Here is a 14,477-nt window from a genome sequence, read left to right on the forward strand (position 1 = left end):
GCGCCCCCCCCCCCCCCCCCACCCCGCGCCGCCCGCCGCCCGCCGCCCTCAGCGGCGGAGGCGGCTCGCCCTCAACGACGGTGGCGGCCGGCCCTCAGCGGCGGTGCCGCCCGGCGCTGCGGCCGGGCGCCGGGACCACGCCCGGGGCGGGGAGGAACAGCCGGGCGACCTCGCGGCCCAGGTTCACGCCGATCGCCACCGCCATCGCCGTGGCCGTGGCGCGCCCGACGCCGACGAGCCCGATCTCGGGCTCGCCCCGGACGAAGGCGAGCAGCCCGAAGTACAGCAACGAGCCGGGCAGCAGCGGCCCCAGGGCCGCGGTGACGTACGGCAGCGAGGAGCTTCCCCGGTAGCGGGCCATGAGCTGGCCGGACAGGCCCACCAGCCCGGCGGCGAGGCCGGTGGCCATGATGGGCTCGCCGCCGGCGTTGACCAGCACGCCGTACGTCGTCCAGCCGACCCCGCTGTTGAGCAGGACGGCCGGCAGCGTGCCCGGCTCGGTGTTGAGCAGCACCGCGAAGGTCAGGGTGAGCAGGAGCGCCGCCATCAGTTGGAGCGGCGGGTTCGACGCGGCGACCGGGGCGGGCCGGGTCGCCAGGTCGGCGCCGTTGTTGACGCCGATGTAGAGCACGGTCATCACTCCGACCACCACGCCGGCCATCATGTACAGCGTTTCCATCAGGCGTGCGGCCGCGGTGAGGTAGAAACCCGCGAGGCCGTCCTGCGCCGCCGCCACCATGGGCCATCCGGGCAGGAGCGTGTACAGCCCTCCGGTGATCACCACCGATCCGCCCAGGTTCAGCCCGTTGAAGGAGAGCAGGATGCCGATCGCCGCCGCCGGGGTCGCGGCCGTCGCGATCCGGTAGAACTCCGGGAGGTCGTGGCGTCCGACCAGCGCCGAGAGCCGGTCGCCGGCCAGTGCCGCGGCGACGGCGCTGACGAACACCAGCCAGGCCCGGGCGTCGGCCCGGCCGCCGACCAGCAGCGTCGCGGCGCCGGCCAGCAGGCCGGAGGACAGGACCAGGAGCCACGCGGGGTAGTGGCGGCAGTGCTGGCGCACGGCCCTCAGCCGGTGGTGGGCGTCGTCGACGACGAGTCCGCCGGTCGTGATCTCGGTGACCAGCCGGAAGAGCACGGCCAGCCGCGCGTAGTCCCCGGCCGGGTGGCGCACGGACCGCTCGACCGTCACGGGCGGCTCCGAGGGGCCCGGCTGGTACGAGATCGCCACCCGGGTGAAGGTGACCTGGGGGTCGCAGGGCTGGGCCCGGTAGGCCTGCGCGACGGCGAGCATGGCGGCCTCGACGTCCTCGGCGGCCTCGCCGCAGGCCAGCATCAGCTCACCCACCAGCAGTGCGAGGTCCAGGACGGCGGCCACCGCGGCCGGCCCCGGGTCGTCCGCGCCGGGTTCGCCGGTCACCAGCGGGCGGTCGGTGGTCGGGGTGCGCAGCAGCGGCAGCATCAGGTCCGGCCAGGCCGCCGTGCCCTCGGCATCGACGGGTCCGCTCTCCGCCCCGGGCGGCGCCGGCCGGCCGGGCGCCCGGCCCTCCCCCTGAACTCGACCTTCCCCGGAGGCGGGGGCGGCCCCGGGGGCCTCCTCCGGACTCGCCTGGGGCGGGACTCTTCCGGTCCGGCTCGCCGGCCCGTCCGCCTCGGCCCGCACGCCGAACTGCTCGTGTTCCGGCATCGTCGCTCCCTGCCGCACCCCCCACCTGATGACCTTTCGCACCCACTCGACTACCCGCAGCCATCATTTCGTGAACGTCCCGACCGGAGCGCGGGGGTCCGTTCACGCCCGCCGTCCGTGGGTCGGCCCGCTGCCTCCAGACCAGGGCTCGGGGAGAATTCGCAGGTCAGCGGGCCGACGCCGGAACCTGGGAGGGCGAAGGAGCGCCGAGCCGCGGCCGTCCGGGTGAAGCCCGTAGTGGTGGGCGAGCCCCGTCCGGCCGTCCTGCCGCCACGGGATATGGCTATCGGGACACACGATCGGAGCGGACGGGAGGAGCGACGTGCGGCTGTCGAGGTGGAGGGCGCGGGCCGGGCGGCGGGCGGAGCGGGCCGCCCGGAACACGGCGGTCGCGCTGGACCGGCGGCTGCCGCTGTTCGACGGGGCCAAGGGCCTGCTCCGGAAGGTCTTTCCCGACCACTGGTCCTTCCTGCTCGGCGAGTTGGCGCTCTACACCTTCGTGCTGCTGCTGTTGACCGGCGTCTTCCTGACGTTCTTCTTCACGCCGTCCATGACCGAGATCGTGTACGCCGGAACGTACCCGCCGCTTCGCGGGGTGCGGATGTCCCAGGCGTACGCCTCGACGCTGTCGATCAGTTTCGACGTGCGCGGCGGCCTGCTGATCCGCCAGATCCACCACTGGGCGGCACTGGTGTTCACCGCCGCGATCTGCGCGCACCTGCTGCGCATCTTCCTCACCGGCGCGTTCCGCCGCCCCAGGGAGGTCAACTGGCTGGTGGGACTGACGCTGTTCCAACTCGCCCTGCTGGAGGGTTTCGCCGGCTACTCGCTGCCCGACGACCTGCTCTCCGGCACCGGTCTGCGCACGGCCCAGGGCTTCATCCTGTCGGTCCCGCTGGTCGGCACCTACCTGAGCTTCTTCCTCTTCGGCGGGGAGCTTCCCGGGCACGACATCGTCCCCCGGTTGTACAGCGCGCACATCCTGCTGCTGCCTGGTCTCCTGCTCGGCCTGATCACCGCGCACCTGATCCTGGTCTTCCACCTCAAGCACACCCAGTGGGCCGGGCCCGGACGCACCAACCGCAACGTCGTCGGAAAGCCCCTCTTCCCGCACTTCAGCGTCCAGACGGCGGGCCTGATGGCGATGGTCTTCGGGGTGCTGGCGCTGGCCGCCGCCCTCGCCCAGGTCAACCCGATCTGGCTGTACGGGCCCTACCGCCCCGACCAGGACTCCACCGACGCGCAGCCGGACTGGTACATGGGGTTCATCGAGGGCGCGCTGCGGCTGATGCCCGGGGCCGAGACGCGGCTGTGGGGCCACACCGTCGCCTGGAACCCGCTGATTCCGGCCGTGCTGTTCCCGCTGCTGTTCTTCACCGCCCTGTACGGCTATCCGTTCTTCGAGCGCTGGATCACCCCGGGGAGCGGCGAGCAGCACCTGTGCGACCGCCCCCGCAACCGGCAGACCCGGACGGCACTGGCTGTCGCCGGGACGTGCTTCTACGTCGTGCTGCTGGTCGCCGGCGGCCAGGACGTCGTCGCCCGGGCACTGGACGTGCCGGTGGAGGGCCTGAACTGGTTCCTGCGGGTGGGCCTGTTCGTCGGGCCGGCGGTGGCCTTCTGGATCACCCGGCGCCTGTGCCTGGCCTTGCAGGAGCGGGACCTGGAGCGGGTGGCGGAGGGAGACGAGACCGGGTTCGTGCACGAGGCCGTCGAGGGTGCCTTCCACGGCGAGCACCAGCCGCTTCCCACCGGCCTGCGCTACACGCTGGCCCTGCGCGACGCGCCGCTTCCCCTGCCGGCGCCGGGCGAGGGCGCCTCGCGGCGCGCACGGCTGCGGGCCGCCCTGAGCTCCTGGTACTACCGGGACAACGTGGAGACGGCGATGGACGAGCCGCAGCCGGAGCCGCTCGCGCCCGCCGACGCGGGACGCGCCGAGCGGTGACCCCCGATGACCGACCACTGACCGCCGGTCGCCGACCGGCCGGACTCACTGCCCGCGCTGGGCGTGCTGGAAGACGAAGCCCAGGACGCCGGCGCCCGTCACACCCGCCCCGATGAGGAAGAGCCACAAGGCGTACACCAGCCCCAGCCCGGTGACCGCGACGCCCGCGGCGGTGAGCAGCGGGTAGTAGCTGCGCGGTGCGAAGAACTCCAGCGGCCCGACGCCGGTGACGATCTCGGCGTCGGTGCGGTCCTGCGGCCGGCGGCCGCGGCGGGAGTACTGGGTCCGGAAGAAGAACGCGATCAGCGTGGACATCATGAAGGCCACGACCAGCGCCGCTTTGCCGGCCGGCTCCCGGGCGAACCAGCCGTAGATCGAAGCGGCGACGGCGAAGAACAGCGCGACGCCCGCGAACAGGTAGGACTCGGTCTTCACCGCGCGTTCTCCTCGCCTTCGAGCGCCATGCGCGAATACTCCGGGTGGTGCAGGTCGAAGGCCGGGCCTTCGGAGCGGATGCGGGGCAGGGCGTGGAAGTTGTGGCGCGGCGGCGGGCAGGAGGTCGCCCATTCCAGGGAGCGCCCGTAGCCCCACGGGTCGTCCTCGGTGACCGGGACTCCGTACCTGGCGGTGCGCCACACGTTGTACAGGAAGGGCAGGGTCGACGCGCCCAGCAGGAACGCGCCGATCGAGGAGACGGTGTTCAGGGTGGTGAAGCCGTCCGAGGGCAGGTAGTCGGCGTAGCGGCGCGGCATGCCCTGGGCGCCGAGCCAGTGCTGCACGAGGAAGGTGATCTGGAACGCGGGCAGCAGCATCCAGAAGTGGATCCTTCCGAGGCGTTCGTCCAGCAGCCGGCCGGTGATCTTGGGCCACCAGAAGTAGAAGCCGGCGAACATCGCGAACACGACCGTCCCGAAGAGGACGTAGTGCAGGTGGGCGACCACGAAGTAGCTGTCGGTGACGTGGAAGTCGATCGGGGGCGCGGCCAGCAGGACGCCGGTCAGCCCGCCGAGGAGGAAGGTCACCAGGAAGCCGAGGGCGAACAGCATGGGCGTCTCGAAGGAGAGCGAGCCGTTCCACAGGGTGCCGATCCAGTTGAAGAACTTCACCCCGGTCGGCACCGCGATGAGCAGCGAGGCCAGGGAGAAGAACGGCAGCAGCACCTGGCCGGTGGCAAACATGTGGTGGGCCCACACGACCGCGGACAGCGCGGTGATCGCGATCGTGGCACCGATCAGTCCGTAGTAGCCGAAGACCGGTTTGCGGCTGAACACCGGAATGACCTCGGAGATGATGCCGAAGAACGGCAGCGCCACGATGTACACCTCGGGGTGGCCGAAGAACCAGAACAGGTGCTGCCACAGCATCGCCCCGCCGTTGGCCGGGTCGAAGACGTGGGCGCCCAGCTTGCGGTCCGCCTCCAGCGCGAACAGCGCCGCGGTCAGCGGGGTGAAGGCGAGCAGCGCGAGGATCGAGGTGAACAGCACGTTCCAGGTGAAGACCGGCATCCGGAACAGCGTCATGCCCGGTGCCCGCAGGCAGACGATGGTGGTGATGAAGTTGACGGCTCCCAGGATCGTGCTCAGACCCGCCACGATCAGCCCGACGGCCCACAGGTCGGCGCCCGTTCCCGGGCTGTGGACCGGCCCGTTCAGCGGGGCGTAGGCGAACCAGCCGAACGACGCGGCGCCGTCGGTGGTCAGGAAGCCCCCGACCACCATCAGGCCGCCGAACAGGTACACCCAGTACGTGAACGCGTTCAGCCGGGGGAACGCCACGTCCGGGGAACCGATCTGCAGCGGCATCACGGCGTTCGCGAAACCGGCGAACGTCGGTGTGGCGAACAGCAGCATCATGATCGTCCCGTGGATGGTGAACAACTGGTTGTACTGCTCGTTGCTCACCACCTGCAGTCCCGGCCGCATGAGCTCCGCGCGCATGAGCATCGCCAGCAGCCCGGCGAACAGGAAGAACCCGAACGCCGTCGTCAGGTACAGGTTGCCGATGGCCTTGTGGTCGGTCGTGCTCAACCACCGCAGCACCGCCGAGCCTTGACGCCGACGGGCCACGCCGGGCGCCGGGCGGGCGGCGGCCCGCCGCCGGGTCTGCGCCATCCGCTTCCTCCTCCTGTCGGGGCCGCCCGCACCCGCAGGAGAAAAACGCGGAGACGCTCGCCGGGACACACGCTGTGTCGCCATGCAATCACCCACCGCCCCAAGGGCCCCTGAACCGGAGTCGGCGTGGCGGCCCCGGCCGGGCGCGGATGACGAAGTCGGCGCACCGGTGCGATCCGGCGAGGCGCCGCCGCGGGTCAGCCGCGGGTCAGCCGCGGGTCAGCTACGGATCAGCCGTGCGGCGTCGAACTCGGCCCAGATCGTCTTCCCGTGGCTGTGCGGTTCGGCGCCCCACCGGTCGGCGGTCCGCTCCACGATGAACAGGCCGTGGCCGCCGGGCAGGGCCGGGTTGTGCGGGCGACGCGGGGTGGGCAGGGTCGGGCTGCGGTCGCTGACCTCGGCCCGCAGGCGGATCCCGGTGGCGTCCAGGACCAGTTCCAACGGGCCGTCGCCGTGGAGCATGGCGTTGGCGACGAGTTCCGCCACCAGCAGGACGACGTCCGCGAGGGTGCCTTCGCCGGCGCCGGGCCCGGCGGCGGACGCGTACCAGTCGTCGAGGGCGCGGGCGGTGAAGGTCCTGGCGTGGGCGACCGGTTTGGGGATGCCGGACAGGGTCAGCCGCCTGCGCTGGCCGCCGACGGGCAGCGCCGGGCCCGGCTGGTGCGGGTCGCCGTCCAGGGTTCCCCGGCTCATCGTCATGTGAGGACACCCTTTCGGATCGACGGCGGTCTCGCACGGTCGGTTTCCCGGCAGTTCTCGGATTATGCCCCGCGCCGGTGTCGAACCGGGGCCGGGGCGGTCGGCCGGCCTCGGGCCGAGGCCCTGGCGGCCCGAGTCGGGGCGGTCAGGCCGCCAGGGCCTCGTCGACCGAGTCGTGGATGGAGAACACCGCCTGCGCGCCGGTCAGTTCGAGGACCCGCATGACGGTGGGCGCCACGGCGGCCAGGTGCAGCTCCAGCCCCTCCTCCGCCGCCGCGAGGCGGGTCTTGAGCAGGAGGTTCAGGCCGGAGGAGTCGCAGAAGCCCACCCCGGCGAGGTCGATCACCACCGCGCCGCGGCGCTGCGCGATCACGCTGGTGAGCAGGTTGGCGGCCGAGGCGAGCGTCTCGATGTCGAGGTCGCCCACGAGGGCGCACACCACCGCGCCGGAGGCCGTGGCACGGGTCTCGACCACCAGCTCCGCGGGGCGCGGGGACGCTGCCGGCGCGGCGGCCGCCCGAACGTCGTCGAATGGCATCATCGTCGTCTCCTCCATGTCCATGCCTTCCGACCATACGGAGGTTGTGCCGGACTGCCAAACACGGGGGTGTGCGCCCGGCTTGGTCCTGCCCGGGGCTCGTGCGGCGACGCGTCCTCAGCCGTCCTCCAGCCCGTCGCGCAGGTGCCGCAGGGTGCGGCTGAGCAGCCGGGAGACGTGCATCTGGGACAGCCCGAGGCGGGCGCCGATCTGCGACTGCGTCATGTCCTCGCAGAAGCGCATGGACAGGATGAGTCGCTGCCGCTCCGGCAGGTCGGCGATGAGCGGCTTGAGCGTCACCAGGTCGTCGACGAGGGCGAGGTCCCGGTCGTCCTCGCCGAGCCGGTCGCCCAGCGGGCCGGGGGCGTCGTCGTCGTTGCTGCCGCCGAGGTCCAGGGAGCCGGCGGTGTGCGCGTTCGCGGCGGTCAGCCCTTCGACGACCTCCTCGGGGGAGAGTGCGAGGTGCTCGGCGAGTTCGGCGACCGTGGGGGCCCGGTCCAGGTCCTGCGACAGGCGTTCCTGCGCCTTGGCCAGGAGGATGCGCAGTTCCTGGAGGCGGCGTGGCACGTGGACGGCCCACGTGGTGTCGCGGAAGTGGCGCCGGATCTCGCCGAGGACGGTCGGTATGGCGAAGGTGGTGAACTCGGCGCCGAGGTCGGGGTCGAAGCGGTCGATGGCCTTGATCAGGCCGACCGCGCCGACCTGGAGCAGGTCCTCCTGCGGCTCGCGGTGCGAGTTGAAGCGGCGGACCGCGAACCTCACCAGGGACAGGTTCGTCTCGACCAGGGTGGCGCGGACGTACGAGTACTCCTTCGTCCCCTCCTCCAGCGTGCGGAGCCGGCGCAGCAGCACCTTGTTGAGCTCGCGCGCGTCGGCCGGCGCGATCTCCCGCAGGTCACCGGCGTCGGCGAGCTCCGGCGGGAGCAGGTCCCGAAGCCCTCCGGCGTCGGCGAGTTCCGGCGAAGGCAGGTCCCGGGGCTCTCCGGCAGGAGCGGCCGTGCGGGACGGACCTCCCGTCGACGGGTGGGCGGAGGCGGGCAGTTCCCCAGTGGTCGTGGCCATCGGACTCCCTCTCTCGTGCTCTCTCGTGTCGGCGCGGTCTGCCCCCCGGTACCCCGTGTCGGCGGATCGATGCAGCCGCCCCCCATGGAGGTTTCGTGAAGCCCGCAACGGCTCCGAGGTGGGCGGCGGCCTGTCCGGGGCGCGGACGCGCGTCCGGGCGACGGGCGGCGGGCGGCGGGCGGGGCGCACGGCCGGGGGGCAACCGTTGTCCGGCGGTGTGCGGGCTGGGGTAGCCTCCGAAGGCGGTACAACACCTGGAACGACGGCCAGGTCCCCCGGCCCGTCCTTCGGGGTGCCCACGACCGGATTCGGGCCAGTCGGCCCGGCGTTCCACGGAGGCGACGTTCGATGGCTGGCCCGACCACGTCCCGCGACTCACAGCACCGCCCGGACGAGGGGGCGGGCGCCGCGCAGGTGGGCGAGCCGGAACTGCGGCTGCTGCTGGCCGGGTTGACGGCGGTGCGCGACGGCGATTTCAGCACCAAGCTGCCGGGCGACGCGGACGGGCTGCTGGGCGAGATCGCCACGGTGTTCAACGGCATGGTCGACCAACTGTCGCGGTTCACCTCGGAGGTGACCAGGGTCGCCCGGGAGGTCGGCACCGAGGGCCGGCTCGGCGGCCAGGCCCAGGTGCCCGGGGTGTCGGGCACCTGGGAGGACCTGACCGACTCGGTCAACGCGATGGCGGGCAATCTCACCACCCAGGTGCGGGACATCGCCCAGGTCGCCACCGCGGTGGCCAAGGGGGACCTGTCGCAGAAGATCACCGTCGATGCCCGGGGCGAGATCCTGGAGCTGAAGAACACCGTCAACACGATGGTCGACCAGTTGTCCTCGTTCGCCGGCGAGGTGACCCGGGTGGCGCGGGAGGTCGGCACCGAGGGCATCCTGGGCGGCCAGGCCGACGTGAAGGGCGTCTCGGGGACGTGGCGCGACCTCACGGACTCGGTGAACTTCATGGCCGGCAACCTCACCGGCCAGGTCCGCGCGATCGCCCAGGTGGCCACGGCGGTCGCACGCGGGGACCTGTCGCAGAAGATCACCGTCACCGCGCGCGGCGAGATCCTGGAACTGAAGGAGACCATCAACACGATGGTCGACCAGCTGTCCTCCTTCGCCGACGAGGTGACCAGGGTCGCCCGGGAGGTCGGCACCGAGGGCCGGCTCGGCGGCCAGGCCGAGGTGGAGGGCGTCTCCGGCACCTGGAAGCGCCTCACCGAGAACGTCAACGAGCTGGCCGGCAACCTCACCCGGCAGGTCCGCGCCATCGCCGAGGTCACCAGCGCCGTCGCCGCCGGCGACCTCACCCGCTCGATCAGCGTGGACGCCTCCGGCGAGGTCGCCGACCTCAAGGACAACATCAACGCCATGGTCGGGTCGCTGCGCGAGACCACCCGCGCCAACGAGGAGCAGGACTGGCTCAAGACCAACCTCGCCAGCTTCTCGGCCCTGATGCAGGGCCGGCGCGACCTCGGGGTCGTCGCCGAGTCCGTCATGGACGAACTCGCCCCCCTCGTCGGCGCGCAGTGCGGCGTCTTCTACCTCGCCGAGGACAGCCCCGTCGGGACGGTGCTCCAGCTGGTCGGCTCCTACGCCTTCCCCGACGGCGAGCGCCCCACCCGCTTCCGCCTCGGCGAGTCGTTCGTCGGCCAGGCCGCGCGCAGCCGGCGCGCCATCACCGTCGACGCCCTGCCGCCGGACTACCTGGCCGCCTCCTCCGGCCTCGGCCGCACCGGGGCGCTGTCCCTGGTGGTGCTGCCCATCGTGGTCGAGGACCAGGTCCTCGGCGTCATCGAACTGGCCTCCGTCCAGCCGTTCACCCAGGTCCACCTGGACTTCCTCGACCAGCTCATGGAGACCATCGGCGTCAACGTCAACACCATCATCGCCAACGCCCGCACCGACGAGCTGCTCGGCGAGTCCCAGCGGCTCACCGCCGAACTCCAGGTCCGCTCACAGGAGTTGCAGGCACGCCGGGACGAATTACAGGCCTCCAACGCCGAGCTGGAGGAGAAGGCCGACCTGCTGGCGGCACAGAACCGCGACATCGAGACCAAGAACCTGGAGATCGAACAGGCCCGCCAGGAACTGGAGGAGCGCGCCCACCAGCTGTCCCTCGCCTCGAAGTACAAGTCGGAGTTCCTGGCCAACATGAGCCACGAACTGCGCACGCCGCTCAACAGCCTGCTCATCCTCGCCCAGCTGCTCGCCCAGAACCCCACCCGCAACCTGACCGCCAAGCAGGTCGAGTACGCCGGGATCATCCACTCCGCGGGCTCCGACCTGCTCCAGTTGATCAACGACATCCTCGACCTGTCCAAGGTCGAGGCCGGAAAGATGGACCTCAACATCGAGGCGGTGCCGCTGCGCGCGCTGCTCGACTACGTCGAAGCCACCTTCCGCCCGCTGACCAGCCAGAAGAACCTCGCCTTCACGGTGCGGACGGTCCAGCAGATCCCCGCCGAACTCCTCACCGACGACTACCGGTTGCGCCAGGTGCTGCGCAATCTGCTGTCCAACGCCGTCAAGTTCACCGAGCAGGGCCGGGTCGAACTGCGCATCGAGCCCGCCGACGAGACCGACCTGCCCGACGCCGTCCGGCGCGGCGGCCCGGTGCTCGCCTTCCACGTGAGCGACACCGGAGTCGGCATCGCCCCCCAGCACGTGGAGAGCGTCTTCGGCGCCTTCCAGCAGGCCGACGGCACCACCAGCCGCAAGTACGGCGGCACCGGCCTCGGGCTGTCCATCAGCCGCGAGATCGCCTACCTGCTCGGCGGCGCGATCACGGTGGAGAGCACCCTGGGCCGGGGCAGCACCTTCACCCTCTACGTCCCCGCGACCCGCCCCGACCTGGCCGAGACCGGCGCCGACGGGGCCCGCAAGGCGCTGGGCGCCGGGGGCACCGGCCCGTCCGAGGCGCCGGAGCGGGCCCCCTCGCCTCCCGCCGCCGGCCGGCCGCGGCGCCTGCTCGTGGTCGAAGGCCGCCCCAACGGCCTGCTGTCCCTGGTGGCGGAGAACGCCGTCGCCGACCTCGCCCGCTCCGCCGGCGCGCAGCGCCGGGTCGAGATAGTCACCACGGTCGGCGCCCCGGAGGCCGCCACTGCGCTCGCCACCGCCCCGTACCACTGCGTCGTCCTGGAGCTCGACCTGCCGGACAGCGCGGCGGCCACGCTCCTGGCGGAGATGGAACGCGACCCGGCCCTGCACACCGTCCCGGTGCTGGCCCACAACAGCCGGGGCGTCACCACCGGCGACGAGCACGCCGTCCGCCGGGAGGGGGAACGGCCGCTTGAGCTCATCTCCAGCCTCGACGAGCTGCGCGAACGCATCGCCCTCCACATGAGCGCCGACGGGCCCGGGCGCGTCCTGCCCCCGGCGCGCCGCACGGACGGGAACCCCGCCCGGGGCCGCGGAGGCGACCCGGTGCTCTCCGGCCGCACCGCGCTGGTGGTCGACGACGACGACCGCAACCTCTTCGCGATCACCAGCATCCTGGAGCTGCGCGGCATGCGGGTCCTCCAGGCCGAGAACGGGCTCGCCGCGCTCGAAGCCCTCCGCGCGCACCCCGGGATCGACGTGATCCTGATGGACGTGATGATGCCCGAGATGGACGGCTACACCGCCACCGCGGCGATCCGCGCCATGCCCGAGCACGAGGGGCTGCCGATCATCGCGGTCACCGCCAAGGCGATGATCGGCGACCGGGAGAAGAGCCTGGCCTCGGGAGCCAGCGACTACATCACCAAGCCGGTGGACGCCGACGAGGTGATCGGCAGGATCAGGGACCACCTCACCCGGTAGTCGCCCTGCCCCATGCCCCGCGTCCCCTCGCACCCACCCCGACAGTCCAGAGCTCAGGAGCCGACAGCCGTGCACCATCCGCAGGAGCCGCGCGCCACGGACCGTCCGCAGGAGCCGCGCGCCACGGACCGTCCCGCAGCGGCCTCACCGACCGGTCCGGCCGCCGACACGCCGAGGGTCGGGGCGCAGCGGCGCGCTGCGGAGGCGCAGGCAGCGGCCCGGGCGCGCGCCGAAGGCGAGTCCGCGGCGGTCGACCGGCTCGCCACCACGGTGGAGCGGCTCAGGCTGGAACTGGAACGGGCCCAGGCCCAGGCGGCGGGCCGCGCCGTCGTCGAGATGGGCGTCGGCGTGCTGGTGGAACGCCTGCGGTGCGGGCCCACCGAGGCCGCCGGGCAGCTGGAGAGCCTCGCGGAGCAGGCCGGGGTGACGGTCCTGGCGCTCGCCGCCGACCTGGTCAACCAGGCCGCGGCGGACGAGATCTCCGCCCTCGCCCGCGAGTTCGTCGCCGACGCCTCGGTTCCCCCCACCGAAGCGGTGGCCGTGCGGCTGCGCAGTGCCGAGGCGGACGTGCTCGCGAGCGGTGACGCCGCGGCGGCGGCGCGTTCCATGCTGGAGCACGCGCTGCGACCGCTCGGCGCGGTCGCCGTCGCCATCTGGGCCGCCCACCCGGACCTCTCCCTGTCACTGGCGGGCAGCGCCGGTTTCCCCGAGGAGGAGGCACGCCGCTGGCGCCACGTCCCGCCGGGCGTGCCGACCCCGGCCCGCCGTGCCCTGGACGAGCGCGCGGCGGTCGGCTACCCGACGCTCGCCGGCGCCTCGCTGCCCTCGATCGGCCAGCACGAGATCCACGGCGGCCGGCTCGCCGTCCCGGCCGGCGTCGGCGGGCGGCTCATCGGCGTCCTGGAGATCTGCTGGCCCGACACGCTGCCCGAGCGCTCCCAGCCGCTCCAACGCCAGTTCGAGGCGCTCGCCGAGCTGGCCGCCACCACGCTGGAGTCCTGGAGCGGGCAGGAACCCGCCGCCTGCGACCCGGCCGACGCGCAGTTCGGCGAACTGCGGCAGCTCACGGACGGCCTGCTCGACCCGTGCATGATCCTGCGGGCGGCGCCGGACAGCGACGAGTTCCCACCCCGGTTCGTGATCCGCCACCTCAACCCGGCCTTCGTCGACTTCGCCGGCCGGCCCACCGGCGTACTCACCGGCACCCGCCTGCTGGAGGCGTACCCGCTGGCGGCCGAACCGGGCGGCCTGGCCGACAAGGTCGAACACGTCTTCGCCACCGGGGAACCCTTCCGCGCCCAGGACATGCGCCTCGCCGCCCTGGTCGACGGAGTACCGCTGACCACCCGGGCGCAGGTGAGCATCAGCCGGCACGGCAGCCACCTCGCGGTCGTCTGGCGCCTCGACGACGGCACCCCGCGCGTCGCCCGCCTGCTGCAGCACGCCCAGCGGCTCGGCCGGATCGGCGGTTTCGAGGAGAACCTGCGGACCCGGCAGATCGCCTGGAACGAGACGGTGTTCGAACTGCACGGGCTGCCGCCCACCGCCGCGCCCCTGGCCCTCGACCAGCTCCCCGACCACGCCCACCCGGACGACCGCCACGCCATCGACCGGTTCCTGCGCACCCTCCTGCACCACCAGCGCCCGGCCTCCACCGCCTTCCGCCTCCAGCGGCCGGACGGCGTCACCCGCCACATCCGCGTCGTCGCGGAGCCCGTCCGCGATCCCGGCAGCGGGCTCGGCAACGACCCCGGCAGCGGGCTCGGCACCGTCCGCGGCGCCTACCAGGACATCTCCGCCCAGCACTGGACGGAGGTCGCACTCGCCGCCACCCGCGACCAGCTCGCGCAGAGCGAGCAGCAGGCGGCCGAGCGCAGCCGCCTCGCCCTCCAGCTCCAGCACGCCATCATGCCGCCCACCCGGGGCCCGCTGGACCTGCACGATCTGAGCGTCGCCGTGCGCTACCGCCCGGCGGAGAAGGACCACCTGGTCGGCGGGGACTGGTACGACACCCTCGCCCTGCCCTCGGGAGACGTCCTGCTGTGCGTGGGCGACGTCTCCGGACACGGCATCGAGGCCGCCACCGGCATGGTCGCGCTGCGCAACGCCCTGCGCGGCCTGGCCGCCACCGGCGCCGGGCCGGCCCAGCTGCTGAGCTGGCTCAACAGCGTCACCCACCACCTGACCGACAACGTCACGGCCACCGCGGTGTGCGGCCTCTACGAACCCGCGACCCGCCGGTTGCGGTGGGCCCGCGCCGGGCACCCGCCGCCGGTCCTGCTGCGTGGCGGGCGGGCGGACATCCTGCCCCAGCTGGGCGGCATCCTCCTCGGCGCGATCGGCCACGCCGACTACGAGCAGGGCGAGCTCGTCCTGGAGGCCGGCGACACGCTGGTGATGTACACCGACGGACTCATCGAGCGCCGCGACGAATCCCTCCAGGCGTCGCTGACCAGCCTGACGGCCCTCGCCGAGGAGTCCCGCACCGGGTCGACCACCGGCTCGGACACCGGCTCGACCACCGGCTCGGCCAACCTCGAAGAGCTCCTGGACCACCTGCTGCGCTACAGCAACGCCGACACCGACGACGACACCTGCCTGGTCGGAGTGATGGTGCGGTAGCGGTCGGACGGCCAC

The 14,477-nt window shown here is 72.8% G+C and carries 9 protein-coding genes; 3 read left to right on the forward strand and 6 right to left on the reverse strand.

What is annotated here, in order from left to right; translation table 11 throughout:
- Positions 1-94 precede the first annotated feature (94 nt).
- Positions 95-1,684, reverse strand: coding sequence for a threonine/serine exporter family protein (locus tag ACFV6I_RS10115; protein WP_380424286.1), 1,590 nt, complete (start codon positions 1,682-1,684; stop codon positions 95-97).
- Between the two features lie 322 nt (positions 1,685-2,006).
- Here ACFV6I_RS10115 and ACFV6I_RS10120 point away from each other — a divergent pair, with 322 nt between their 5' ends.
- Entirely contained in the window at positions 2,007-3,629 is a 1,623-nt protein-coding gene (locus ACFV6I_RS10120; protein ID WP_380424288.1) for a cytochrome bc complex cytochrome b subunit, read from the forward strand.
- Positions 3,630-3,674: 45 nt separating this feature from the next.
- On the opposite strand, the gene ACFV6I_RS10125 is transcribed toward ACFV6I_RS10120, so the two are convergent.
- The 5 genes from ACFV6I_RS10125 to ACFV6I_RS10145 form a co-directional block, all read right to left on the reverse strand.
- A complete protein-coding gene (locus tag ACFV6I_RS10125) occupies positions 3,675-4,064 on the reverse strand; it encodes a cytochrome c oxidase subunit 4 (protein ID WP_380338451.1) in 390 nt (129 codons plus the stop codon).
- Positions 4,061-5,740 (reverse strand): cytochrome c oxidase subunit I, encoded by a 1,680-nt coding sequence (ctaD, locus tag ACFV6I_RS10130; RefSeq protein ID WP_380424290.1) that lies wholly within the window; start codon positions 5,738-5,740, stop codon positions 4,061-4,063. The genes ACFV6I_RS10125 and ctaD overlap by 4 nt, the downstream gene beginning before the upstream one ends.
- 219 nt (positions 5,741-5,959) lie before the next feature.
- Positions 5,960-6,439 carry an ATP-binding protein gene (locus ACFV6I_RS10135; protein WP_380370818.1) on the reverse strand — a complete coding sequence of 160 codons (480 nt, stop codon included), beginning with the start codon at positions 6,437-6,439 and terminating at the stop codon, positions 5,960-5,962.
- Between the two features lie 145 nt (positions 6,440-6,584).
- Positions 6,585-7,001, reverse strand: coding sequence for an STAS domain-containing protein (locus ACFV6I_RS10140; protein WP_380424292.1), 417 nt, complete (start codon positions 6,999-7,001; stop codon positions 6,585-6,587).
- Between the two features lie 93 nt (positions 7,002-7,094).
- On the reverse strand, positions 7,095-8,039 hold the full coding sequence (locus tag ACFV6I_RS10145; RefSeq protein ID WP_380424294.1) for an RNA polymerase sigma factor SigF: 945 nt from the start codon (positions 8,037-8,039) through the stop codon (positions 7,095-7,097).
- 348 nt (positions 8,040-8,387) lie between these two features.
- On the opposite strand from ACFV6I_RS10145, the gene ACFV6I_RS10150 reads away from it, so the two are divergent.
- Both ACFV6I_RS10150 and ACFV6I_RS10155 read left to right on the forward strand, forming a co-directional pair.
- Positions 8,388-11,840, forward strand: coding sequence for a HAMP domain-containing protein (locus tag ACFV6I_RS10150; RefSeq protein WP_380424296.1), 3,453 nt, complete (start codon positions 8,388-8,390; stop codon positions 11,838-11,840).
- 12 nt (positions 11,841-11,852) lie between these two features.
- On the forward strand, positions 11,853-14,462 hold the full coding sequence (locus tag ACFV6I_RS10155; protein WP_380424298.1) for a SpoIIE family protein phosphatase: 2,610 nt from the start codon (positions 11,853-11,855) through the stop codon (positions 14,460-14,462).
- The last annotated feature ends 15 nt before the right edge of the window (positions 14,463-14,477 follow it).

It is taken from the genome of Kitasatospora sp. NPDC059803 (assembly GCF_042732255.1).
GTDB lineage: Bacteria > Actinomycetota > Actinomycetes > Streptomycetales > Streptomycetaceae > Kitasatospora.